The sequence below is a fragment of the Paenibacillus sp. AGC31 genome, assembly GCF_057334655.1.
On sequence record NZ_JBHFJH010000001.1, the window covers coordinates 440,895 to 466,309 of the forward strand.

Below are 25,415 nucleotides of genomic sequence, written 5' to 3' on the forward strand. Positions count from 1 at the left end.
TTCTTATTCAAGTCCACTCATTTATTCTAAAGGTTGACTTCAAACCAATTTCCAGTTTATATTGGTTGCATATTCCTCAATCAAAGGAGAGATTTTTAATGTCGGTGAATGTTCTTAACTAACCAAGTTTCATATTCAGGAGTTTGGCCTTTCATTGCGCTTGTGCCCATATGGCATACGTGTATTTCATGATGCGCCAGATCCCTGTACTTAGTTAAGAACAGCGGATATCATAAATCGCCTCCGGGATTGTAATTGTCCGGGTCTATTTCCGCGCTATGTTCAGCGCGGATTTTTTAATATAGACCTGTAGTGGACTTTGCTTTCCCATACGTTTAGGGCGGAGAATGACGTTTGTTCATTCTCCGCCCTTTTTGCGTTTTCCAGGAATATGTTTCAGCGCGTCAACTGAAATCCCAATTCAAATTCAAGGAGAGATTACGCATGAATGAGAACACATTAAACAGTTTGGGCTATCCACAAATTCAAAAAAACGTTGCAGACTGCGCCCTGTCTTATCTGGGCAAACGTTATGCCAGAGAACTAAAACCGATGGCAGATGCTCACCTGATTCAGATTCGCCTGGAAGAAACAGCAGAAGCAGCTGCGTTGATTCGCTTCGGGGCCAGTATCCCCCTCCCTTCACTCGACGGAATGGAAACCATTATGGATCTGCTTGGCACGGGTTATCTATTCAGTGAGCGCGACTTCAGTCATCTAGCTCAGTTCCTGCGGAGCTGTGCACAACTCATGAAATACATGGAGGGTAAATCCGGGGCCGCTCCCACCGTCAGTCGTTATGCAGCATCCATGATTCTGATCGAACCTTTGCTGAGTGAGATTGAGCGCTGCATCCATAGTGGAAGCATTCAGGATCAGGCGAGCAAGGAACTGATTCAAATTCGTAAAAAAATAACGGTGAATGCGGAACGCATGAAACGAAAACTTGATTCTCTAGTGAGTAAACATCGCTCCATTATGCAGGAACATGTCATCAGCCAACGGGGAGGAAGAACGGTTCTGCCCATTAAGAAAGAGTTCCGTAAACAGGTGAAAGGCAGTGTACTGGATGAATCCGGAAGCGGGCAAACCGTATATATCGAACCTGTTGAATTAGTAAGTTTACAGATGGAATTGGCCGCTCTACAAGCGGAGGAGTCCCGAGAGGAGATGAGAATTCTCGGTGATTTAACCTCCCTGGCCGAATCGTATAACCGTGAAATCGCCCTCAACACCGAAACGGTAGGTGTACTGGACTTCCTGTTTGCCAAAGCCAAATATGCGGCCACCATGGATGGACGTACCGTTCGAGTCAATACTCAGGGCCACATTAACCTTCAACGTGCACGTCATCCGTTCATGGGTTCTTCCATGGTTCCCCTTGATTTTGCCATTGGCAAAACGTACTCGTCGCTCATTATTACTGGCCCGAATACCGGGGGTAAAACGGTCGCACTCAAAACACTTGGTTTGTTAACCTTGATGATGCAATCCGGTTTGCTTATTCCGGTGGAGGAGGGTGGCGAGATGGCTGTTTATAACGAGGTAGCGGTTGATATTGGTGACGGGCAGAGTTTGGAACAAGCGCTAAGTACATTTTCCGCACATATTCGCAATATGATTGGCATACTGGAACAGGCCAATACATCAACTCTGGTGCTCATTGATGAGATGGCTTCGGGCACAGATCCCGGTGAAGGCGTTGGACTGTCCATCGCCATGCTGGAGGAACTGCACAGCCGTGGAGCAACCGTTGTAGCGACAACACATTTTGGTGAAATCAAACATTTTGCTGCTGCCACGCCAGGATTCGAAAATGCCCGGATGGAATTTGACACCGTTTCTCTCCAGCCGCTGTATCGATTGCGTATCGGAGAAGCTGGTGAGAGCTATGCTTATTCCATCGCATTAAAGCTGGGCATGCCACAGCGAATTATCGAGCGATCCAAGTCCCTGTCAGATCAAAGTATTTCGAGAGATCGTACATTCGTGTTCACGTCACCTCCTTTGGAAAATCCGGCCCTGACGCCTGATCGTTCCGTTGCAGAAGCAGACGGCCCAACAGAGTTATCCAGGAAGAACCAGTCGAAGCATTCAAAGGATTCAATCGCTCTCCACAAAAAGACAACAACCAGAGAGTCGGATTCTCCTGCTCCTTCCAAAACTTTTCGCAAAGGAGATCGGGTATATGCGGCCTATCTTAATCAGTCGGGCATCGTCTGTGATGTCGAGGATAGCCGTGGAAATATCGGGGTCATGTTACGTGGACGCAAAGTAAAAATCCATAAGAAACGCCTGACCCTGCATATATCTGCCGATGAGCTTTATCCGGGTGACGATTATGACTTGGACATTGTGCTAGAAACAAAGGAAAATCGAAAGAAACGTAAGTTGATGGGACGCAAACATGTGGAAGGCCTACAGATCGAATTACCGCCTGAAGAATAGCCGATGGGAGAAACAGATGTAGTGAACTGGAAGTCATATATACACAGTGAAATCCATAATCACAAGCACATTTCTGTTATACTGGGACCAGTATGTTTAACTTCAGCTCGTAGCTATTCCACAGGGAGGGAAGAACTGTATGTCTGCAGAACAAGACGATCAAGAGCACATCCATATCGATGTTCTTGTCTGCCCGTTATGCGGGGAAGCTAATCGCTGTTCCTATGCCGCAGGACATCCTCATTCGGAATGCTGGTGTAACCGGGCTACTTTCCCCGAGGGTGTGTTTGACCGCATTCCGCCAGAGCAGCGCCGAAAATCCTGCATATGTCAACGCTGTTTGGACGACTATGCCGATAAACGCCAACCAAAAGAAGAGCCACACAGTTAATAACTGTATGGCTCTTCTTCATTATGCCTCATCAATACTGTTAGCTTGCTACCACTGTTCTTACATTTGGTTATACTGGGCAACAGCCTGTTCAAGCACCGGATGATGCTCATCCATGGACGTATAATGGTGGAGCGCAGCTGTAATCCCCTTCTCGCGGATCATGTCCTGTAGTTCAACTGCTTCCGGATCATCGGAGACATCGAACTTGCAGGCTGCTGCTATACCCATAGCCAGATAAGTCGTATCAGTTCCATCCGCATATGCCTGAAGGGCCGGGCGAACCAGACGATCATTTGGGGACAACTTGCGCAGCGGGGAACGACCAACACGAGTAACCTCATCGGTGAGATACGGGTTGACAAACCGTCCCAATATTTTGACAATATACTGCTCATGTTCTTCCGGGTTGAATGCAAAACGCTTCACCAGAACTTTTCCAGTTTCCTGCAAAGCACCGTAGACAATCGATTTCACCTTCTCGTCGGCAATAGCCTTTTGAATCGTGTCATACCCGTGCACATTACCGATATATGCTGCAACGCAGTGTCCTGTATTAACAGTGAACAGCTTCCGTTCGATATACGGCTCCAGATCATCGACATATACAATGCCCTCAACCGGTTTGAATGCAGGAGCCATCTGGGAACGATCCACCACCCACTCGTAAAAAGGCTCCACCTGTACATGCAACGGATCTTCATGATGCTGAATAGGCACTATCCGGTCTACGGCTGAATCTGGAAAATAAACGTACTGATCTGCAAGGGAACGCACTTCTTCATTGAGCAGAGCATATACATGCTCTTTCAATTGTGTACTGGCTCCAATGGCGTTCTCGCAAGCAATAATGTGAAGAGGGTTTTGAGCAAGACCGGAATTCAGTCTTTTCTCAAGTCCCTTCGCAATCCCTGGTGCAATATGTTTTAACACGCCCACACCCACTGCGGTTGTAATCAGATCCGCTTCCACCACAGTTTGGGCAACCGTTTCTAGCTGAGTCCCATCGATTGCGTTTACACCTGTAACGGTCTCCTGATCCTTGCTCTCGTTAGCCAGTTCTACCGTGTACTGTCCCCGTTCTTGAAGAGCGGTTACCAAGTCCTGATTCACGTCAGAGAAAATCACCTCATACCCTGCACGGGAGAGAATCAATCCAATGAACCCACGTCCAATGTTACCTGCGCCAAAGTGTAGAGCCTTCATAGTTCCATTTCACTTTCCAGAATAGCGATTACTTCTTCGGCTGTTTTCGCCAGACGCAGAGCCTCCATATTCTCATCCTCAGCACAGATCACCGCGATGCTAGTCAAGATCTCCATATGTTCCCCGCCTTGAGCCGCGATACCAATGACCATATAAGCCTTTTCTTCGCCAAAATCAACACCTTGAGGATACTGAATGACAGAGATACCTGTGGATAAAATGAAAGCTTTGGATTCCTTTGTACCGTGTGGGATCGCAAGGCCGTTCCCTACATAGGTTGAGACAATCTCTTCACGTTCAATCATCTTCTCAATGTAATCAGCGGTAATATGTCCCGCATCCTTCAGAATCTGTCCTGCCATGCGAATCGCTTCGTATTTATCCTGAGCCGTCGCATTCATGATGACTTTATCTGTTGTTAACATACTCATAATGGTTGACCTCCAATTTCGGTTTTACTGCGATAAAATCCAACGAGTTCCTGGGACAGGTAATGAATGAGTTCATCCCTGATTCCCTTTTCCAGCAATGTAATCATTTCTTCCTGTAATAACAGGGCGCTGATCTCACTGAGAACCTCCAGGCTTTCCTTGGATAATTCTCTGGGACCAAGCATCAAAAGAACATGGGTAACTCCTGTCGGATCATCCGGCGTACGAAGGAGTGGCTCCGTGAGTTGAAACAAGCTAATGGACGGCCTGTAGATCCCCTCACTGCGTGTATGAAACAGCGCAAGTCTTGTGCCGGGAATCTTCTGACTCCCCACTGCTTCACGTGCCTCCAACCGTTTTGCGATCTCCCCCGGTTCCTTCAACACACCAGATCCATGGAGTACGTTGCACATCGCATACACCGTTTTATAGAATCCGATATCTTGGTTATCCAGCGGATACACCTGAAACTTTCCAATAATTCGGACGATTTCAACTAAAATAGCTTCCATTCCATCAGGGTCAGCGTAACGACTTGTCGTCTGAACCTCTATTTCACGGGGCTTATTATGCTGTTGTTGTAATGTTGTTGTTCGGATAAAATGACGCAGACGTTCGCTCTCTTCCGCCGTAAGCAGTGGACTTACTTTGTAATACTGATGCTCATCCATCGGCAGATCAACAGTGGATAAGACCAGATCATATTGATCTGTAGGCATCCGGGCAGCTTCATACCAGGACACACTGTCCATGATCCGAATTTCGGGAATCTCCTTGGATAATCGGCTGGAAAGCATGCGTGATGATCCGATTCCGCTTGTACACACGATGATGGCCCTGATCTCCCGTTTCAATGCACGTAACCTCTCGATGGAAGCGCCAAAGTGCATGACCAGGAAACCAATTTCCTCATCCGGAACGTCAGTACCTGGCCAAGCTTGATGCACGGATTGTTTGACCTCTTCGAAGAGTGAATCATAATCCTTGCGAATCTGCTGCAGTAGCGGATTACGAATCATCTGTTGCCCTTCAATTCGCTCCATGACAGGTTGCATATGACCAAGCAGACCTTCACGAAGCAACCGATCCTCATGAAAGGCATAATGTGTTCTCGCCTGCATCTGATCAATCAGTGAATGTACCCTGTCCAGTAAAATCAAGTCGTCTATTGGCAACAGCCGTGAAGAGTGAATCCGCTGCTCTGTCTCAACTAATAGTCTGTGAAAATAAGCTTGCTCATCTTGGGAGAATGTCAGTCCCAGTTGGGTGGATAACACACCACACAAGCGGGAAGCCATATAAGGTGGAACCTTCATCTCATCTTGCTCTGCAACTTCATCTCCCGTGTTCTCTTGTGGAGACATACGGCCAATGCCAAAGCCTTTACGAATACGTACAACCGCGACGGATAATTGAATCAGCAGCTTCATGTATTGGCGTTCCGGGATGTTCTCCAGCCATTCGATGTCTGGTTGCCATAACGCATTTTCGACCGTAAGCACATCACCGTGTCCAATCATATCCAGCAGTTTTTGGTTTACGACGGAGCCCCCTTGTTCTGGCTGTCTTCCGAACAGGTCGGACTCATCCAAAAATTCGAGAGCAAGTGCAGCTATGGCTGTGCGATGAATTGTCTCACTTCCATTAATCTTGACGCCATATCCACGTCTGCGAACCAGCTTTAGTCCCGCCTGACGGATCCGTGACTCCAGATCGTCCAGATCCGTGGTTACGGTGGATACGGTCACTTTCAGATCCGAAGCCAAGGCGAGTAACTTTACAGGCTCCGGTTCATCCAGCAGGATGCAAAGCATGAAGAGCTTACGCTCTTCTGGCGTAAACTCTACATATTCTTTACCCTCTAGTTGCTGGCGCAATACAGCCAGATCATCGGAACTGGCATCGATTCGGATACCGGTTCCTGATTTTTTTTCCAGCCTCATGCCCAAAGGTTCAAGCCATTGTTCAATCATTTGCAGCTCCCGGTGAACCGTTCGGGTACTGACCTTTACTTCAACGGCGATTTCGCCGGCAGTGACTTCATGTGGATGCTCCAGCAGAAACTCCACGATTTCACGTTGTCTTTTGGTAATACTCATATCTCAGCCTCCGGCTCAGGGAAAACAAATGCGTGCAATTACTTTAGACGTTCAACGAGCGCATCGTATTCCGGGCTTTTTAGGAAGTTGTCGATGGATATATGTTCTGCGTTCGGCGCTACGGAGCGGGCACGATCGGTTAATACTTGTTGTGTAATCACCACATCTGCATCCGGTGGGATATCACTAATAGCCGTATTGGTCACCGTAACGTCAATCCCCTCTGCCTTCATCTTCTTGCGTAGAATGGAAGCGCCCATGGCACTCGACCCCATGCCAGCATCACAGGAGAAGACAATTTTCTTCACATCTGTTTTCACTGTAGAAGAAGCCATATCTGCGGCTCTGTCTGCTTCACGTTGATTAGCCGTAATACCAGCGCTTGGCACGGTTCCTTGACTCTTCATGTCTTTCATCCGACTGGATGCGGACTCCAGATCTTCGTCTTTTTGTTTACCCGTTTTCAGCAACACTGCTGCAACCAGGAAGGAAACGACTGCTGCTACAAGCACCCCTGCGAGCATCGGCAGGTATCCACCTTTTGGTGTTAAGAGGAAATACGCGATAATACTACCCGGTGATGGTGCCGAAACAAGTCCTGCTCCGGTGAGCATGAATGTTAATGTACCTGCGACGCCACCCGCAATTGCGGCAAGAATCAGAATCGGTCTCATCAAAATGTAAGGGAAGTAGATCTCATGAATTCCCCCGAAGAAATGAATGATAACAGCACCCGGTGCAGAAGATTTGGCCATTCCGCGTCCGAAGAAACAGTAAGCAAGCAAGATACCAAGTCCCGGACCCGGGTTCGATTCAAGCATGTATAACACGGATTGCCCTAATTCTCTTGCTTGATCTGTTGCAATCGGTGTCAGAATCCCGTGGTTGATTGCATTGTTCAGGAACAATACTTTACCTGGTTCAATGATTAGGTTGACCAGCGGTAACAAGCCCAGATTCATTAAGCCTTGTACCCCGGCAGACAATACTTTGCTAATCGCTTCTACAGCAGGCCCGATGCCCAGTAGCGCAAAAATCCCCAAGATCCCGCCAATAATACCGGCTGAGAAGTTGTTAACCAGCATTTCAAATCCGGCTCTAACTTTACCTTCAATGGATTTATCAAACTTTTTAATGATCCATGCTGCCAGTGGTCCGGCAATCATGGCACCGAGGAACATCGGAATATCACTACCCACGATGACCCCGATGGTCATAATGGCACCCACGACACCACCACGCTGACCATGCACCATCGTACCCCCGGTGTAACCAATTAACAGTGGCAGCAAATATTTGATCATCGGATCAACTAGCTGTGCTAGTGTCTCGTTAGGGAACCAGCCTGTTGGAATGAACATGGCTGTAATTAATCCCCAGGCAATGAACGCTCCCATATTCGGCATGACCATACCACTCAGGAATCGGCCAAAACGTTGCACACCTACCCGTAGTCCACCTTTGGAATTGGACGATTGGTCCAAATTACTCATTGTATTATCCTCCTTGGATCAAGTGATTATGATTTATGAAAGGGGTATCATTTCTCCCCTGCTGTAATCCTAAGCGAGAATGCTCTCCTGTTCAATGAAATGAAAGCGTACTTTCGTCATGAACAATGATGACAACATTAGGTTATGTAATCGTTTTAATTGATGCATAATGGCTGAACCCATTGATACACAAGGCTTTTTTTGCCTATGACTTTTATCATTTCCAGAATCATTTCCTAACCTATAGCTTGGTCCAATCAGGTGATTTACATCCACAATCTGCTTCAATCCACATTCAAAACCATTCTTGGAAAGCACAAAAAACCCGTGCAAGCATCAGGCTCACACAGGTCAAAACAATATGAAACTCATTTCATTTGGTTATAAAATATATGTTAATAAGTACAAGTTCGTTAAAACTATTCTTCCGTATGTTTCCGATACGCGTCTGCATTCATCAATGTAGACAATGCTGCTGTCAGATCTCCCTCAACTCGAATCTCAATCATCCAGCCTTCCTCGTAAGGAGAGCTGTTCACAAGTTCAGGGGAATCCTGCAACGAATCATTGACTGCAATAATTGAACCTGTGACGGGAGAGAACAAGTCCGAAACCGTTTTGACCGATTCGATCGTTCCAATGCTATCTTCTGCTTTTACATTGGTTTCAAGGTCAGGCAGTTCCACAAACACAATGTCACCCAGCTGATGCTGTGCGAACTCGGTAATGCCAATACGTACAGTATCCTCCCCTACGGTTTGCACCCATTCATGCTCTTCACTGTACAGGAAATCACTTTTCAATTCGCTCATCGATATCCGCCTCGCTTTTCATTAAATGAGTGCATGCGTTCTTTGACCTTAACCTTTTTCCCAGAACATAGCGTATGATATTTATGAATCAAATGTCAAGATACCTCACAATTTATTTACTAAACACCTCTAAATCCTGTAACCGGATTACACTCTTTCTTCATATACTGGTGAATATTAGAATAGTAAGCGCACTCTTTATAAATACACGAACAATAACAACGAAAACAGATTAAATATTCGGTTTTAAATTGTTATCTATGATATCGTTCTTGACATCGGTAGTGGATTCACGTTTTAATGAGAGGAGTAAATGTGTTTATTGGACCATGATATACCCGCGGATGAATGTAAAGGGAGAGATTACCCGTGACACCCGATTCGGGATGTACATGAGGTAACGCCGAAGGAGTAAACCACCGATAAGCGGAGGTGAATCTCTCAGGCAAAAGGACTTTTACGGGACGCAACTCTGGAGAGCATCTATTCGCCCTGTGCGGGCGTTATGATCACCCAAGGGGAAACCTGCTGCACAACCGCGGCGGGGTAACTCTCAGGTACAAGGGACAGAGCCTTAGAATACAGCGTGCTACTTGGCATGCCGATTCTTTGGCCTGTCCTTTTCCTTTTTCCCAAAAAACGAAAAACAGGATGTAGAACGGCGCTGCCATAGCTGCCTTACCATACTTATGTGATGAAATTATCTAGCTGGAAATTTAAAAATACCCTGGTTCATTGATCCACGATTGTATATCCGGCCGGCTGACGGCCCATGACGAGGTGATTTGATGTCCGATTTGCTGCTTAGAACACCACTCTTCCCACTATATCAGCAATATGAAGGCGTACGGTGCATTGATTTTGGAGGCTGGGAGCTTCCGGTACAATTTAGCGGAATCCAGAAAGAACATGAAGCGGTACGCGAGCGTGCTGGACTGTTCGATGTATCCCATATGGGCGAATTCACAGTACAGGGTGAGCAGGCTGAAGCGTTTTTGCAACAAATGATGACCAATGATGTGACCACGCTGGTTCCCGATCAAGCCCAGTACACCCTGATGTGTTATCCAGATGGCGGTGTGGTGGATGATCTGCTCGTGTATAAGCTGGAAGATCAGCATTATATGCTTGTGGTTAACGCCTCCAACATCGACAAGGATTGGGCGTGGCTGCAAGAGCACTTGATCCCTGGCGTGAGCATGACCAATGATTCGGAGCAGACAGCGCTGCTCGCCTTGCAAGGTCCACTGGCTGTAGACATTATCGGGAAAGTTACAGATACGGATGTAAGCTCGATTGAACCGTTTCGTTTTGTGCAGGATGCTGAAGTATGCGGAGTAAAATTACTGTTGTCCCGTACCGGTTATACAGGTGAAGATGGCTTTGAACTATATGTTCCTGCGGATCAGGCCGCTGTGGTCTGGAATGGATTAATGCAAGCCGGTGAAGGTCACGGACTCGTACCAACCGGACTTGGTGCCCGGGATACACTGCGCTTTGAAGCAAGGTTACCACTGTATGGACAGGAATTGTCGGCAACCATCTCTCCGCTCGAAGCTGGTGTTGGCATGTTTGTGAAGCTGAATGCCGGACCTTTTATCGGACACGAAGCCTTGTTACAGCAAAAAACTGACGGTCCTGCCCGCAAACTGGTCGGCATCGAAGTGCTGGAGCGTGGTATTCCTCGCCCCCACTATCCGATTTACGCTGAAGGCGTACAGATTGGTGAAGTGACAACAGGCACACAATCACCTACATTGAAGCGTAATCTGGGGCTTGCCCTCATCGACAGCAAATACGCTGCGCTGGGAACCCCGCTTGAGATTGAGATCCGCGGCAAGAAACTAAAAGCCGAGGTCGTGAAGACCCCTTTTCATAAACGGACACGTACGTCGAAGACACCTACTCAAGGAGCTGATCAAGCATGAGCAAGCACCGTTACATTCCCATGACTGAGCAAGATCAGAACGCCATGCTCGCAACCATTGGTGTGGGTACGCTGGAGGATCTGTTTCAGGACATTCCGCAGGAGATTCGTTATCAGGGCGAGCTGCCCGTATCCTCCAAACTTGATGAATATGCGCTGACACGTCATATGTCCAAACAAGCTGGCGTCAACGCCAATTTCGAAACACACGCCAGCTTCCTCGGCGCAGGTATATACGATCATCATGTTCCTTCCGTCATCAATCATGTCATTTCCCGTTCCGAGTTCTACACCGCCTACACACCTTATCAGCCTGAGATCAGCCAAGGTGAACTACAGGCCATTTTCGAGTTTCAGTCCTACATCTGTGAATTAACCGGTATGGCTGTAGCCAATGCCAGCATGTATGACGGCGCAACAGCTTTTGCGGAAGCCGGTAATCTGGCCGCAGCGGCAACTCGTCGCAAACAGCTCATTGTATCCCGTACCGTTCATCCGGAAGCCCGTCAGGTATTGCAGGCATATGCGCACGGACTCCGTCTGGAGATTGTCGAGATTGGTTATAAGGATGGCGTCACTGATTGGGATGCCCTGCAAGCCGCCATATCGGACGATACCGCTGCTGTCATGATCCAGAGTCCGAACTTCTTTGGTGCTGTGGAAAATGTGAAGCAGGCTGCCGACCTCGTGCATGCGCACAAGGGCCTGCTCGTTGTAAGTGCCAACCCGATATCGCTGGGTCTGCTGGAAGCCCCAGGCAAGCTGGGTGCCGACATCGTTGTAGGTGATGCGCAGCCCCTTGGCATCGCCGCTTCACTCGGCGGCCCAACATGCGGATATTTCGCCGTATCCCAGCCTCATATGCGCCGAATTCCTGGCCGAATTGTAGGCCAAACAACCGATCGCAACGGCAAGCGTGGTTTTGTACTCACACTGCAAGCACGTGAACAGCACATCCGCCGCGAAAAGGCGACATCCAACATCTGTTCCAACCAGGCTTTGCTTGCACTCAGCGCATCTGTCTATATGTCCATTATGGGGAAACAAGGAATGATCGATGTCGCGGATCTGAACCTGCAAAAGAGTCATTACACCCTGAATACATTAACTGTGATTCCTGGAGTTAGCCTTACTTTTAATGCACCAACATTTAATGAGTTTGTTATTCAGCTTCCTGAGGGAACAGACGTGGATGCTCTTCAATTGAAACTGCTGGATGCGGGCTTCATTGGTGGTTACGAACTTGGACGTGATTATCCAGAGCTTGCCGGACATATGCTGATTGCTGTTACGGAACGGCGTAGTAAGGAAGAAATTGACGAATTCGCACGAGCATTGGAGGGATCGCTGTGACTCAGGAAACGACGACGACAACGACAACATCGGTACACGGACAATCGGAAACAGGCACCTCTGTCTCCACTTCGGTTCAACCTGAGACGGATACAACATTTAGTGCACAGACCTTATCTCCTGCTCCGGAACAATCATTGATTTTTGAACTCAGCAGCCCGGGACGTGTCGCTTATTCCTTGCCAGAATGTGACGTTCCTCGTCAGGCTGCCGATACGTTGATTCCCCGGGAAATGCTCCGTTCGGAAGCAGCGGCACTGCCGGAAGTGTTCGAGGTAGATGTTATTCGACACTATACTGCGTTGTCCCGCCGCAACTTCGGCGTAGATAACGGATTCTATCCACTGGGCTCTTGTACGATGAAATATAATCCAAAGATTAATGAGGATGTTGCCCGTTATAACGGTTTTGCCAAAATCCATCCGTACCAGCATGAATCCAGCATTCAAGGTGCTCTTGAACTGTTATATACATTGCAAAACGACCTTGCAGGTCTGACAGGCATGGACGCTGTGACCCTGCAACCAGCCGCTGGTGCCCATGGCGAATGGACTGGACTTATGATGATTCGTGCCTACCACGAAGGTCGTGGGGAACAACGTACCAAAGTCATCGTGCCCGATTCTTCTCACGGGACCAACCCGGCAAGTGCTACTGTTGCAGGATTTGAAACGGTGACGATTCCATCCCGCGCAGACGGACTGGTCGATCTGGACGCACTCCGTGCAGCAGTCGGTTCGGATACGGCGGCATTGATGCTGACCAACCCGAATACACTTGGTCTGTTCGAGAAAGACATTCAGGAAATTGCATCCATCGTACATCAGGCTGGTGGCTTGTTGTATTACGATGGCGCGAACTCCAATGCCATTATGGGCATTGCCCGTCCGGGTGATATGGGCTTTGACGTGGTGCATCTGAACTTGCACAAAACGATGAGTACGCCTCATGGCGGTGGTGGACCTGGCGCCGGACCAGTCGGGGTGAAGAGCCGTCTGATTCCGTTCCTGCCTAAGCCAATGGTAATTAAAAATGATGACGGTATGTATGCATTCGATCGTGAAGGCGATCAATCCATTGGCCGAGTGAAAGCCTACTACGGTAACTTCGGTATATTGGTACGTGCCTATGCCTACATTCGTACCTATGGACCGGAAGGATTGCGCCGTGTATCTGAATGTGCGGTACTCAATGCTAACTATATGATGGCCCGTCTCGCACCTTACTACGAGATTCCGTATCCGGGTGTATGCAAACATGAATTCGTCATGTCTGGACGGGGGTTGAAGCAATATGGTGTACGCACACTTGACGTTGCCAAACGACTGCTTGATTTTGGATATCATCCACCAACCGTGTACTTCCCGCTCAACGTCGAAGAATGCATCATGATCGAGCCGACAGAAACCGAAAGTAAAGAAACGCTGGATGGGTTCATTGATACGATGATACGGATTGCCAAAGAAGCGGAAGAGACACCAGAATTAGTCCTGAACGCACCTTACGGAACACCGGTCACCCGTCTGGATGAAACCACCGCCGCTCGCAAACCTGTACTGAACTGTGCTTGCAGTTAAAACTAAGTGAGTTTCTTGTCCATGCTCTTGCTGATGTTAACTACACCAGTGAGAGCATTTTTTGGTTAAACATTACAGGACTTTTCCCTCGTACTCCCCTTTATTTCCTATACATCTACGCAACAAAAAAAGCCGGTATCCACAATGAATCGCGGATACCGGCAATATCGCTGCATCAATGCAGCTCATTATCGGAAAAAGAAAAAACCTCAAATCCGGAGGAAACCCCGGCAAAATTACGCTTGAATGCTTTGAACCAATTCAACAACTTGTTCAGCCGTTTGCATATCCAGAGCTTTAGCAGCCAATTCCTGCATATCCGCACGGGACAACTTGGTGATCTGACTACGAGCTGGCAGAATGGAGGTTGCGCTCATGCTGAACTCATCCAATCCAAGACCAAGCAACAATGGAATTGCTGTTTCGTCTCCTGCCATCTCACCACACATGCCAACCCATTTGCCTTCACGATGCGCTGCATCGATAACCATTTTAACCAAACGCAAAATGGCTGGGTTGTAAGGTTGGTACAGATAAGCCACTCGTTCGTTCATACGGTCAGCAGCCATCGTGTATTGAATCAGATCGTTCGTTCCGATACTGAAGAAATCCACTTCTTTGGCAAACTGATCCGCCAGAACTGCAGTCGAAGGAATTTCGACCATGATTCCGAGTTGAATGCTGTCAGAAACAGCAATACCTTCAGCAACCAGCTTGTCTTTCTCTTCGAGCAAGACAGCTTTTGCTTCACGGAATTCACCAAGTGTTGCGATCATTGGGAACATGACACGCAGGTTTCCATGTACGCTTGCACGCAGCAATGCACGCAATTGTGTACGGAAGATATCCAGACGGTCCAGACACAGACGAACTGCGCGGAAGCCGAGGAATGGATTCATTTCTTTTGGCAGATCCAGGTATGGAAGCTCCTTATCTCCACCGATGTCGAGTGTACGAACAACGACAGGTTTGCCTTCCATTTTTTCCAGTACCGCTTTGTAAGCATTATACTGAATGTCTTCGGAAGGAAGCTTGTCTCTGCCCATGTACAGGAACTCGGTACGGTACAGGCCTACAGCCTCGCCACCGTTCTCCAGAACACCCGTTACATCATTTGGTGTACCGATGTTGGCTGCAAGTTCAACATGAACGTTGTCTACCGTTACCGTTGGCTCATCACGAAGTTTTCTCCACTCTGCACGTTGTGCATCATACTGTTCCTGTTTGGCACGGTATTCAGCAATAACTTCATCAGTAGGGTTAACGAGTACGTGACCATCCAGACCGTCAACAATAATCATATCGCCTTGTTTCGCTTGAGCCAAGATGTCCTTGGTTCCAACGACAGCCGGAATTTCAAGTGAGCGAGCCATAATCGCCGAGTGAGAAGTACGACCACCAATGTTGGTCGCAAAACCTTTAACAAATTGACGGTTCAGTTGAGCCGTGTCGGAAGGTGTTAGATCCTCCGCAAGCACGATCACTTCTTCATTGATCTCAGCCGGACTCATGAAGTCGATACCAAGCAAGTGATTTAGCACACGTTTGGTAACGTCACGCATATCTGCAGCACGTTCCTGCAGGTAAGCACTCTTCATGTTCTCAAACATGGAGATAAATTGCGATGCCGTTTCGTTCAAAGCAAATTCTGCATTGATCATGTCATCCGCAATTCTAGCTTTAACCGGATCAATCAGTTCCGGGTCATTCAAAATGAGCAAATGCGAAGCAAAAATCTCTGCTTTTTTCTCGCCAAGCTCTTGTAAAGTGCGCTCTTTGATCGCCTCAAGCTCAGCCTGGGATTTACCCAGAGCTGAGTCGAGTTTCGCGATCTCTGCGTCAACGTCGTTAATTTGGCGTTTTTCTACAGAGTAGTCAGGATGCTCCAAGATAAACGCCTTGGCGATAGCAATACCCGCCGAAGCCGCGATCCCGGAGACATTAAGCATTAATTTCGCCCAACCCTTCGTTAACCATAACGTCAGTCAAAGCTTGAAGAGCTTCAGCTTCGCCTTCGCCTTCAACGATGATGTTGATGGTGTCGCCTTGTTCCAATCCGAGGGAAAGAACACCCAGAATGGATTTCAAAGTTACTTTTTTACCGTTAGCTTCTGCAAAGGATTCTGCACCTTTGAATTTGTTTGCTGTATTTACCAGGGCTGTCGCCGGACGTGCGTGGATACCATCTTCGTCTGTAATTCTGAATGTTTGTTGCATTACAATCATCTCACTTTCAGTAGTTTGGTTTAGGCATTGCATATATTTACACTTGCTTGCCATTGTCGTAACACTTCTTATTTTATCTCAATGATTGGCTGTTCGCCAACTTTCAGCACTCCGCTCTTCTTCAGAGTTACTGTGGAGCCCTCTGGCAGGTTGGTGAAAATAACGGGTGAAATGATCGAAGGAGCGTTTGCTTTGACATACTCCAGATCCACTTCCATAATCGGCTGACCTGCCGATACCAGATCACCTTCCTGTACCAGTACGTTAAAGCCTTGACCTTTCAGCTTCACCGTATTAACACCTATATGAACAAGCACTTCCTTGCCTCCATCGGACATGATGCCCACGGCATGTTTGCTTGGAAATACATTAAACACTTTACCATACACAGGAGAAGTTATCGTACCATCATGTGGCAAAATTGCGAATCCATCACCTGTCATTTTCTCAGCAAAGACCGGATCAGGTACATTTGTAATGTCCAGCAATTCACCATTGACTGGCATGACGATATCCTCAGCAACGATGCGCTCGCCTTGCTCACCTTGTGCCTTCTCCTCTTCAGGAGTTGGTTTGGCAGCTGCTGGCGTTGGTGCTGGTGTTCGTCCTGCAATAATATCCTGCATCTGAGATTTGATCGTGTCGGAACGTGTTCCGAAGATGGCTTGAACATTATTACCCACTTCAAGTACACCAGATGCACCCAATTGTTTCAAACGATCTTTTTTCACATTGGATTTCTCATTAACTTCAATCCGCAAACGAGTAATACAAGCGTCCAGATGTTTGATATTTTCCTTGCCACCAAAAGCTTCGAGAATGTTATGTGGCAGGTCATCCGTTGAACCAGAGCCTCCGCCAGATTCGGTTTCAGGCGTTGCATCTTCACGTCCTGGTGTTTTGAGATTGAATTTGCGAATGATAAACCGGAAACCGAAGTAATAGATCACCGCAAGAACCAATCCGACAATAATAACGTCCCACCAAGGTGTACGGTTCGGAATAATCCCGAAGATCAGGAAGTCAATGAACCCACCGGAGAAGGTCATACCGATCTTTACACCCAGAATTTGCATGGTCATGAAAGACAAACCTGCAAAGATACAGTGTACTGCAAACAGGATTGGTGCTACAAACAGGAACGAGAACTCAAGTGGCTCTGTAATCCCTGTCAGGAACGAGGTTAGCGCAGCTGAACCCATGATCCCTGCAACATACTTTTTGTGCTCCGGTCTTGCTTCATGGTACATCGCAAGTGCCGCTGCTGGCAAACCGAACATCATGAACGGGAATTTACCAACTTGGAATGTTCCTGCTGTGAGAGCAACGCCATCACGTAACTGGCTGAAGAAAATCTTCTGATCCCCACGAATAACATCTCCGGCTTTATTCACATACTCACCAAACTCAAACCAGAATGGGGAGTAGAAAATGTGATGCAAACCGAACGGAATCAATGACCGTTCCACAACTCCGAAGATGAATGCCGACAAGGTCGGACTTGTATCTACCATGAAGTGAGATACAGCATTCAGTCCATTTTGAATCGGAGGCCAGATAATCACAAGAAGCAACCCGATTACAAGGGATACTACCGATGTGATAATCGGTACAAATCGTTTACCTGCAAAGAAACCGAGGTAAGACGGCAGTTCGATTTTGAAAAATCGATTGTAACACAGCGCGGCGGCAATACCTATGATAATACCTCCGAACACGCCTGTACTTAATGTTGGGATACCCAAGATGCTGGCATAACCCGGTACTTCACCGATCATTGCAGGAGTAACACCTACTGCAGATCCTAATGTAACATTCATGACCAGGTAACCGATGATCGCTGCAAGACCTGCAACGCCTTCGCCACCAGCCAATCCGACAGCTACGCCGACGGCGAACAGCAATGCCAGATTATCAAATACGATCTGACCTGCGTTCATCATAATTGTTGCGATCGAGTTCACCCAAGGGGTGTCGAGCGCCGTTACATATTGCAAGAAATCTGGATTAACCAGCATGTTACCAATTCCGAGCAGCAAACCTGCCGCAGGTAGAATGGCTACAGGCAGCATGAGAGCTTTACCTACTCTTTGCAATACACCAAAAAGCTTTTTGAACATCGCGTCGTTTCTCCCTTTCGTCTAATTTATATGTTGTGATGCAAGCAAGGGAACACAAAAAAGGCATGAATTAACAAAGTAAACTGTGCCAACCTTGGGGTATAGCATACCCTGTACAAGGAAAGAACAATCACACTTTAATTAACTCATGCCTGATCGAGTCAGTAACACGTCGCTTATGTTTATTCAGTTGCTTGATTACGGAAACCATTGTAGCACCAGTTCTAATCTATTGCAAGCCTTTACACCAAAAAAATAAATTCCACATTCCATCACTGGAATGACCTCACTTATTCTCTTCTTCCTTCCGCTGATTCAGTCTTTGCAGATGAATGGTCAGATAACCTACCTCCGCAGGATAAACCGGCAGTTTCAGTCTTTTCTCCATTACTTTGGTCAGTTTCCATGCAAGCGAGTACATTTCGGGATACTCCAACTTAAGCAGGGAATCCAACTTATGAAGCTCTTCCACTTTGTCTCCACGGCGAACACGCTCAAGGGCAAAACGAAGATGAGTCAGCAAACGAGAGTAATCAAGTGATTCCGTTTCAAACGAATAATCGAGTTGATCGGACACCAGGTTCACCAAATCAGTGATCAATTGTGAATGTTCACGTACCTGGGATATATTTTGATTGGTCATTGCGCTATAGATATGGAGGGCAACAAAACCAATCTCGTCCATCCCCAAATCTACACCCATTTTCTCTTTGATCAGACGAACAGCGTATTCTCCCATTCGATATTCTTCAGGATAAATCTCGCGGGTTTCATATAAAAATGGATTTTGTATGATAATGCCCTGCTCCTTGCGTTTTAACGCGAAAGAAATGTGATCGGTTAATGCAATATGGATATGTTCATTCAGAGGAACGTCCGTACGCTCTGCAATATACGTAATAACTTCGTTAATAATCTCGATCAGTGCTTCATCCACCTGTGGAAGAAGCTGTTTGTACTGCTCTTGCTCCTGCTGGTTTTTCAAAATAAACATTTTCTCCACAGCCATCAATGGAATGTGATCACTCGGTTTTCGGTTAAAGCCAATGCCTTTACCAATAACAACGACTTCCCCGTGTTCTGGATGCTGTGCAATGATTACATTATTATTTAGCGCTTTATCTACATGCAAGCTGCTCATTGTTTGCACCTCTTTTTCACACCATCTTAGGTGTGATTAAGTCACACCCTGTTACGAACGAAAAGACACCCGGAGCGGGCAAACCGCGCCGGACGTCTCGCTTAAAAAGTAACAAAAATTCGCCTTAAGGTCAATAGAGCAACCATGCAAGATTCGAAGTGCTTCTTACTCGTCAACTCCAGCTCTTTCCACAATCTTGTCGATTATAGAAGGAGTTGTAACAGCCTCGCTCTGTTGAATGGCAACTGGCGCAGGTGTTTTAGACTTCGTAAGGCCTTTAATCAGCTGCTCTACATCGATGCCGGATACACTTTTGAGCATCTCTGGAGCGGTCGCCATAAGTTCAGTAACATAGTTACTCACTCGTGCTGCACCTTCACCTTTACCTGTATCTACCACCGTCAATTTATCAATGGATGCAATTGGCTCTGCAATTTTGCCAGCCAGTTCAGGCAGCATTTTGACAATGATATCGAGTACAGCCGCTTCGCCAAACTTTTGGAATGCTTCGGCCAGTTTTTCCTTCGCTTCTGCTTCAGCAAGACCACGCAAACGAATAACTTCTGCATCTGCTGTACCTTTGGCAAGTTCCGCATCCGCCATGGCCTGACCTTCAAGTCGCTTCTGTTCAGCTGTTGCTTTGGCATGTGTTTCGATGGAGTACTGTACCGCATCGGCTTCACGCATTCTCTTGGCTTTATCCGCTTCGGCTGCCTGTTCCACCGCATAACGATCCGCTTCTGCCTTTTTCTTCACTTCAGCATCATATTGCTTCTCACGTACGACGATTTCTTTTTCCTGAAGATCGATCTCACGTTCTTTACGAACAAGTTCAACCTTCATTTCTTCCTCCACCACAGTCTGTCTGGCGCGAGCTTCATGGATATGGTAAGCCTGATCGGCTTCTGCTTTGGCTGTATCCTGATCCCGCTTAAACGTGGCTACTTTCAGTTCTTTCTCTTTGGCTGCCTCGGCGATATTGGTATCCCGCAGCAACTCTGCTTTTTGCCCCTGTTCCTCCGCATTAGCCTTCTGAATACGTGCATCACGCATTGCTTCTGCTTCAGCAATCTCGGCATCACGCTTCACTGCGGCAATTCTCGGTTTACCGAGAGCATCCAGGTAACCCTGTTTGTCACGAACATCCTTGATGGTAAATGAAACAATTTGCAGTCCCATTTTCTTCAAATCTCTAGCTGCTACGCCTTGAACCTCTTGGGCAAAACGATCCCGGTTCCGATATACTTCTTCCACCGTCATAGTACCGAGGATGGCCCGCAAATGCCCCTCCAGTACCTCCTGTGCTTCGCTTCTCAGCGCTTCTACAGGTTTACCGATGAATTGCTCAGCTGCCGTAGCAACGTCTTCTACAGCGCCTCCAACCTTGATAATAGCTACACCGTCAGCAATAACCGGAACCCCTTGCTCCGTGTACACTTCAGGTGTGGAGACATCCAGCTTGTGGGACAACAAGGAGATAAACTCGGACTGCTGGAATACCGGCAGGATAAATGCACCGCCACCACGAACAATTTTGATTTTTCGGCCAGAATCATCATCGGAGATATTTTTGCTACCCAGGAATGACCCCGTAACGATCATCGCTTCATCCGGTCCAACCGTTTTGTACCTCGCCCAGAAAGCCAGACCCAAAATTAGAATGACTCCGACTACAACTATAGGAATCAACAAAACATCCCAGTTCAAATTTAAATCCATTCCACATCTCTCCCCTTATTCATTCATGATGAGTGCTTAAACTAATTAGGTGATTAGAATACTTTATAAATCTTTAAGTACATTTTCATCCCATTCCGACACACGCAGTACGCCATCTACAACATCCACCACAACAACACGTGCTCCCGCCGCAATGGGGAGGTGTTCAAAACTGGATGCCGTTTGAATCGTACTACCGGATGCAAAGCGGATCATCACTTCGCCAAAACCTTTTTCCGGCACCGGAATGGTGATTTCCCCAATTTTCCCAGATAACTCTTTCATTGAAAATGCAATAGAGACATCGCTGTTACGCATCGGTTTGATGTATGCGAAGAATACCAGCATGGCTGCAGCAATACCTATAAGCAGGGATAGTATTAGACCGGACATCGCACTTAATGAACTATAACGTGTCAGCATTATGCCTGCACCACCAAAGGTTGTAATGGAACCAGCTAACACAACGGGTTTGAAAAAATCAAGGCCTGGCATTTCAAAAGCTCCGTCCAGCAAGCCATCAATCAAGTCACCCAGCACAAGGCTGACAACCGCAAATATCGCCCCTCCGATTAGACACCCCCAATACATTGTTTCCATCCCCTGTTCCTCCTCTCTCTGCCGCAAATTCATCCTAACTGAGCATTCCACATGTAAATAAATACGTAGCTACCATCAAAATGTTTCAAAATCTTTCCTCAAATGTATTCTGGAGCCGATAATGGGTATTATCACAACATTCTGTTCTCCTTGCTTCATGTTCCTCCATCATTCTCGTGCAGATCCGAATACACGAAAAAACCGCAAGCCCCCATGAAGGAGACTTGCGGTTATTGGACGACAGAATGTGTCCTTCACTTTGCAGTGATTATAGAATTACAGAGAAGCCTTGTAGATGGATACAACATCTTCCCGTTGCAGTTTCTTGAAGTTACCGAATGGACCAAACAACATCGCTTTGTCAGCCATTACGTCGATCTGGCTGTCATCGATATCGTAATCTGCCAAACGGTTAGGTGCACCAATGGATGTCCAGAATTTGCTGAGCGCATCGATACCTTCTTCAGCAATCTGTCTGTCCGACTTGCCCTCAGGGTTCACTTCGAATACATTAATTGCCAGACGTTTGAATCGATCCACATTCACATCCAGGTTATGTTTCATCCAGTGTGGGAACAAGATCGCAAGTCCACCACCGTGTGGGATATCATACACTGCGGAAACCGCATGTTCAATATTATGTGTTGCCCAATCTCCTGCGAGACCCATATTCAGCACGCCATTCAGTGCCATTGTTCCGCAATACAGAATCGTTTCGCGCAGTTCATAGTTCTCCAGGTCTTCAACCAGACGAGGCGCTGCTTCCATGACAGTACGCAGAATCGTCTCACAGAAACCGAGTTGAACCGGTGTATTGGCATCCAGATGGAAGTAATGCTCCAGTACGTGGGACATCATATCCACCATGCCGTATACCGTTTGGTCCAGCGGAACAGTGTATGTATTCACCGGATCCAGGATAGAGAATGCAGGGAATGAGTATGCGCTACCCCAACCCAATTTTTCTTGTGTATCCTGATTCGTAATAACCGAACCCGAGTTCATCTCCGAACCGGTTGCTGCCATCGTCAATACGGTACCGAGTGGAAGAGCGTCCTGTGCAACGGCTTTGCGCTGAGCAAAATCCCACATATCGCCATCATATTTGGCACCTACCGCAATGGCTTTGGAGCAGTCTAGTACACTACCGCCACCTACAGCCAGGATCAGGTCGATGTTATTTGTTTTACAGAGGTCTACCCCTTTATGCACCGTAGAAAGACGCGGGTTAGGTTCCACACCAGCCAGTTCAGTCACTTCTGCTCCGGCTTCCTTAAGCAAACCGATCACTTGATCGTACAGACCACTACGTTTGATACTGCCGCCACCATATACAAGCAGAACCCGTTTACCGTATTTCGGCACTTCTGTCTTTAATGCTTCCAGTTGTCCTTTGCCGAAAATCAGCCGGGTTGGATTATAGAATTGGAAAGATCTCATATCTATTGTCGCCTCCAATGGAGTTTAGTATTTTTGTGCAACTCCAATTATAGTACCCTGTTTATAGAAAAACAAATCGATAGTCACTCACTTTATAACAACCCGTTAATCTCCAAATGAGCTCGAAACATCTCGCTAGATGAAGGCAAATTCTCAGCATCCACCCATGTTTCTGTGGCCCATAATCCAGCCTGTTTGAATGCCCGCGGACAATGGATAAAACACTCTTCCACATCTACAATGACAGCCGCACCTATGGTTTTACCACTCCAGCCCATACTGGCGATGAATTCCTCATCCTTGGTAATGGATGCTGTGCCATTAATACGCAGCACTTCATTCATACCCGGAATCAAAAAGAGCATGCCAACACCAGGGTTCGACAACATGTTCAACAACGAGTCTATCCGCCGATTGCCTGGGCGTTCGGGATAAACGAGCCGATATGTATCATACACTTTCACAAATCCCGCTCCATCACCCCGAGGTGACACATCACTTTTTCCATCACGATCGGAGGTGGAGAGGAAAAATAATGGTGACATGGATATAAAGTTCTGAACATGTGAATCCACAAATGAAATTGCCTTGTTACGCACATGTTCATGCGGTTCACCCACCATGCCTTGCAGTTCCTCAGCATCTGTAATCAACGGAATATTCAGCGCCTTCTTTTCCAAATCATTAACCCCATTTCCTCAATTCATCATGGTACTCTAGGACTTCTCCCCATTATAACTGCCTCGGAGGTTCATTCCAATGCGTGCTCATGACAAGAAACACCCGCTCCTGAATGGGCGGGTGTTCTTGATTTGTTGATATTATGTTGATTATTCAGTGTATCCCATGCTGCTTACAAAACGACGGAAAGCCTGGCGTCCTGCTTCATCATATTTGTAGACACCTGCATGCTCCAGAATCTCGGCGAATTTCAAGCCGACTTCCTGCTGTACAATGGCAACGGCTTGTTCTTTGTCCAGCTTAGGACCAAACCGTTCAATCAATTCTTCCGCCCAGCCCAGATGTTTGTTCAACACATGATCGGAAGCTTTGGCCGCTTCAGCAAGCTTGGCATCTCCAGCGAGGATATCCGCGATACTGTCCAGTTCTTCTTTCAAACGACCTGGCAGAATGGCAAGTCCCATCACTTCGATCAGACCAATGTTCTCTTTTTTCAAATGGTGCATCTCACGGTGCGGATGGAAAATCCCTTCCGGATGCACATCATTTGTACGGTTGTTACGTAATACAAGATCCATCTCATAACCACCATCTGCACTACGACGAACGATTGGTGTTACCGTATTGTGTGGCACTTGTTCCCCGTCCACTTCACTGAACGCTTCGATATCCACAGCAGAATCACTGTAGACCTTCCACGCTTCATATACGGCGTTACCCGCTTCAAGCAGCTCTGCAGGATCGTGTGAAGCCAGACGCATTACAGACATTGGCCATTTTACGAGACTCAGTGTAAGTCCAGGTGCATCCGCATGGCGGAAGACAGCCTCAGGCTGTGCATTTTGAATCGCGAACGTATGACGTCCGCCCTGGAAATGGTCATGTGTCAGAATCGATCCGCCTACGATCGGCAAATCCGCGTTAGATCCGATAAAATAATGCGGGTACTCCCCGACAAAGGCAAGCAGTCTGCGAAGCGTATCCTTCGTCAGTTTCATCGGCACATGATCATGATGGAAAATGATGCAGTGCTCGTTGTAGTAAACATACGGCGAGTATTGGAACAACCAAGGCTCGTTGTTAAGCTTCAACGGAATGACTCTCAGGTTTTGGCGAGCAGGGTGATTCACCCGACCAGCGTAACCTACATTTTCACGACACAGCTGGCATTTAGGATATACCGGAGGCGGAAGCAATTTCGCCATGGCAATTTCCTTTGGACTTTTCTCCGGCTTCGACAGGTTGATAGTAATCTCCATGTCTCCATAGGCCGTGTCCTGTGTCCAGTAGACGTTCTTCGAGATCCGATCCATCCGAATATAGTTGGAGTTAATCGACAAGTCATAGAATTGAGATGTGGCTGCCTCAATGCCTTCCGTCTGCTCCGTATGGCGGAATGCGCGTACCACTTCGGATGGGCGTGCCATCAGATGACCCATGATTTTGGCATCCAGCAAATCACGGAATGTATCGCTATTTTCAGGAATGAGTCCAATGGTGAATCCATAATCAATCAACGTATCCAGCATAGCCTGTGGACCATCGGGCACAGTCGTGTCCAACTCACCGGCATAAGGCTCTGAGAATCCGAATTGTTCCAGCAAGAGGTTGCGGCTATAATCCCAATCCGCTTCCTCGATTAATTGTTTCTGCAAGGCAAATGCAACCAGACGTTCAATGGCATGCAGTGCTTCCTGCTGCTCCGGTGTCCGCTCTGTGGCACCTGCTGCAATATGAGTCTGTGACATAAG

The 25,415-nt window shown here is 47.3% G+C and carries 19 protein-coding genes and 2 riboswitches; of the genes, 5 read left to right on the plus strand and 14 right to left on the minus strand.

The window, feature by feature from the left end; genetic code table 11:
- Positions 1-444: 444 nt before the first annotated feature.
- Positions 445-2,448 carry an endonuclease MutS2 gene (locus tag ACE04G_RS01870; RefSeq protein ID WP_449003418.1) on the plus strand — a complete coding sequence of 668 codons (2,004 nt, stop codon included), beginning with the start codon at positions 445-447 and terminating at the stop codon, positions 2,446-2,448.
- Positions 2,449-2,587: 139 nt separating this feature from the next.
- A complete protein-coding gene (locus tag ACE04G_RS01875; RefSeq protein ID WP_076212388.1) occupies positions 2,588-2,839 on the plus strand; it encodes a cysteine-rich CWC family protein in 252 nt (83 codons plus the stop codon).
- Positions 2,840-2,899: 60 nt separating this feature from the next.
- Here ACE04G_RS01875 and ACE04G_RS01880 read toward each other — a convergent pair whose 3' ends face one another.
- The 5 genes from ACE04G_RS01880 to gcvH all read right to left on the minus strand — a co-directional run bounded on the left by ACE04G_RS01880 (position 2,900) and on the right by gcvH (position 8,880).
- On the minus strand, positions 2,900-4,045 hold the full coding sequence (locus ACE04G_RS01880; RefSeq protein ID WP_449003417.1) for a mannitol-1-phosphate 5-dehydrogenase: 1,146 nt from the start codon (positions 4,043-4,045) through the stop codon (positions 2,900-2,902).
- Positions 4,042-4,476, minus strand: coding sequence for a PTS mannitol transporter subunit IIA (locus ACE04G_RS01885; protein ID WP_017686856.1), 435 nt, complete (start codon positions 4,474-4,476; stop codon positions 4,042-4,044). Before ACE04G_RS01885 ends, ACE04G_RS01880 begins: the two co-directional genes overlap by 4 nt.
- Complete coding sequence (locus tag ACE04G_RS01890; RefSeq protein ID WP_221824714.1) at positions 4,473-6,575, minus strand: BglG family transcription antiterminator; 2,103 nt, start codon at positions 6,573-6,575, stop codon at positions 4,473-4,475. Before ACE04G_RS01890 ends, ACE04G_RS01885 begins: the two co-directional genes overlap by 4 nt.
- A 38-nt stretch (positions 6,576-6,613) precedes the next feature.
- Positions 6,614-8,068, minus strand: coding sequence for a PTS mannitol transporter subunit IIBC (locus tag ACE04G_RS01895; protein ID WP_449003416.1), 1,455 nt, complete (start codon positions 8,066-8,068; stop codon positions 6,614-6,616).
- 419 nt (positions 8,069-8,487) lie between these two features.
- Positions 8,488-8,880, minus strand: coding sequence for a glycine cleavage system protein GcvH (gcvH, locus tag ACE04G_RS01900; protein WP_047844042.1), 393 nt, complete (start codon positions 8,878-8,880; stop codon positions 8,488-8,490).
- A gap of 344 nt (positions 8,881-9,224) precedes the next feature.
- A riboswitch (glycine riboswitch) is annotated at positions 9,225-9,347 on the plus strand.
- A 3-nt stretch (positions 9,348-9,350) separates the two neighbouring features.
- Positions 9,351-9,452, plus strand: a riboswitch (glycine riboswitch).
- 216 nt (positions 9,453-9,668) lie between these two features.
- Between gcvH and gcvT the strand changes: the two genes are divergently transcribed.
- The 3 genes from gcvT to gcvPB all read left to right on the plus strand — a co-directional run bounded on the left by gcvT (position 9,669) and on the right by gcvPB (position 13,737).
- Entirely contained in the window at positions 9,669-10,808 is a 1,140-nt protein-coding gene (gcvT, locus tag ACE04G_RS01905) for a glycine cleavage system aminomethyltransferase GcvT (RefSeq protein WP_449003415.1), read from the plus strand.
- Entirely contained in the window at positions 10,805-12,160 is a 1,356-nt protein-coding gene (gene gcvPA / locus ACE04G_RS01910) for an aminomethyl-transferring glycine dehydrogenase subunit GcvPA (protein WP_449003414.1), read from the plus strand. Before gcvT ends, gcvPA begins: the two co-directional genes overlap by 4 nt.
- A 137-nt stretch (positions 12,161-12,297) precedes the next feature.
- Positions 12,298-13,737: an aminomethyl-transferring glycine dehydrogenase subunit GcvPB gene (gene gcvPB / locus ACE04G_RS01915; RefSeq protein ID WP_449003569.1), complete on the plus strand. Its 1,440-nt coding sequence runs from the start codon at positions 12,298-12,300 to the stop codon at positions 13,735-13,737.
- A gap of 236 nt (positions 13,738-13,973) precedes the next feature.
- On the opposite strand, the gene ptsP is transcribed toward gcvPB, so the two are convergent.
- The 9 genes from ptsP to ACE04G_RS01960 form a co-directional block, all read right to left on the minus strand.
- On the minus strand, positions 13,974-15,686 hold the full coding sequence (gene ptsP, locus ACE04G_RS01920) for a phosphoenolpyruvate--protein phosphotransferase (protein ID WP_237176973.1): 1,713 nt from the start codon (positions 15,684-15,686) through the stop codon (positions 13,974-13,976).
- Positions 15,679-15,954 carry an HPr family phosphocarrier protein gene (locus ACE04G_RS01925; protein ID WP_024633102.1) on the minus strand — a complete coding sequence of 92 codons (276 nt, stop codon included), beginning with the start codon at positions 15,952-15,954 and terminating at the stop codon, positions 15,679-15,681. Before ACE04G_RS01925 ends, ptsP begins: the two co-directional genes overlap by 8 nt.
- A gap of 77 nt (positions 15,955-16,031) precedes the next feature.
- The gene (ptsG, locus tag ACE04G_RS01930; RefSeq protein WP_036617007.1) at positions 16,032-18,083 is read right to left on the minus strand and encodes a glucose-specific PTS transporter subunit IIBC; all 2,052 of its coding nucleotides are present in this window, start codon (positions 18,081-18,083) and stop codon (positions 16,032-16,034) included.
- Positions 18,084-18,369: 286 nt separating this feature from the next.
- The gene (gene glcT, locus ACE04G_RS01935) at positions 18,370-19,224 is read right to left on the minus strand and encodes a glucose PTS transporter transcription antiterminator GlcT (RefSeq protein ID WP_047844046.1); all 855 of its coding nucleotides are present in this window, start codon (positions 19,222-19,224) and stop codon (positions 18,370-18,372) included.
- 165 nt (positions 19,225-19,389) lie between these two features.
- Entirely contained in the window at positions 19,390-20,943 is a 1,554-nt protein-coding gene (gene floT / locus ACE04G_RS01940; protein ID WP_145323943.1) for a flotillin lipid rafts scaffold protein FloT, read from the minus strand.
- Positions 20,944-21,006: 63 nt separating this feature from the next.
- On the minus strand, positions 21,007-21,543 hold the full coding sequence (locus tag ACE04G_RS01945; protein WP_221824722.1) for an NfeD family membrane protein: 537 nt from the start codon (positions 21,541-21,543) through the stop codon (positions 21,007-21,009).
- 276 nt (positions 21,544-21,819) lie between these two features.
- On the minus strand, positions 21,820-22,983 hold the full coding sequence (locus ACE04G_RS01950) for an iron-containing alcohol dehydrogenase (RefSeq protein WP_047844049.1): 1,164 nt from the start codon (positions 22,981-22,983) through the stop codon (positions 21,820-21,822).
- Positions 22,984-23,075: 92 nt separating this feature from the next.
- A complete protein-coding gene (locus tag ACE04G_RS01955; RefSeq protein WP_260632990.1) occupies positions 23,076-23,663 on the minus strand; it encodes an MSMEG_1061 family FMN-dependent PPOX-type flavoprotein in 588 nt (195 codons plus the stop codon).
- A 150-nt stretch (positions 23,664-23,813) separates the two neighbouring features.
- A complete protein-coding gene (locus tag ACE04G_RS01960; RefSeq protein ID WP_221824724.1) occupies positions 23,814-25,412 on the minus strand; it encodes a UDP-glucose--hexose-1-phosphate uridylyltransferase in 1,599 nt (532 codons plus the stop codon).
- Between the last annotated feature and the right edge of the window lie 3 nt (positions 25,413-25,415).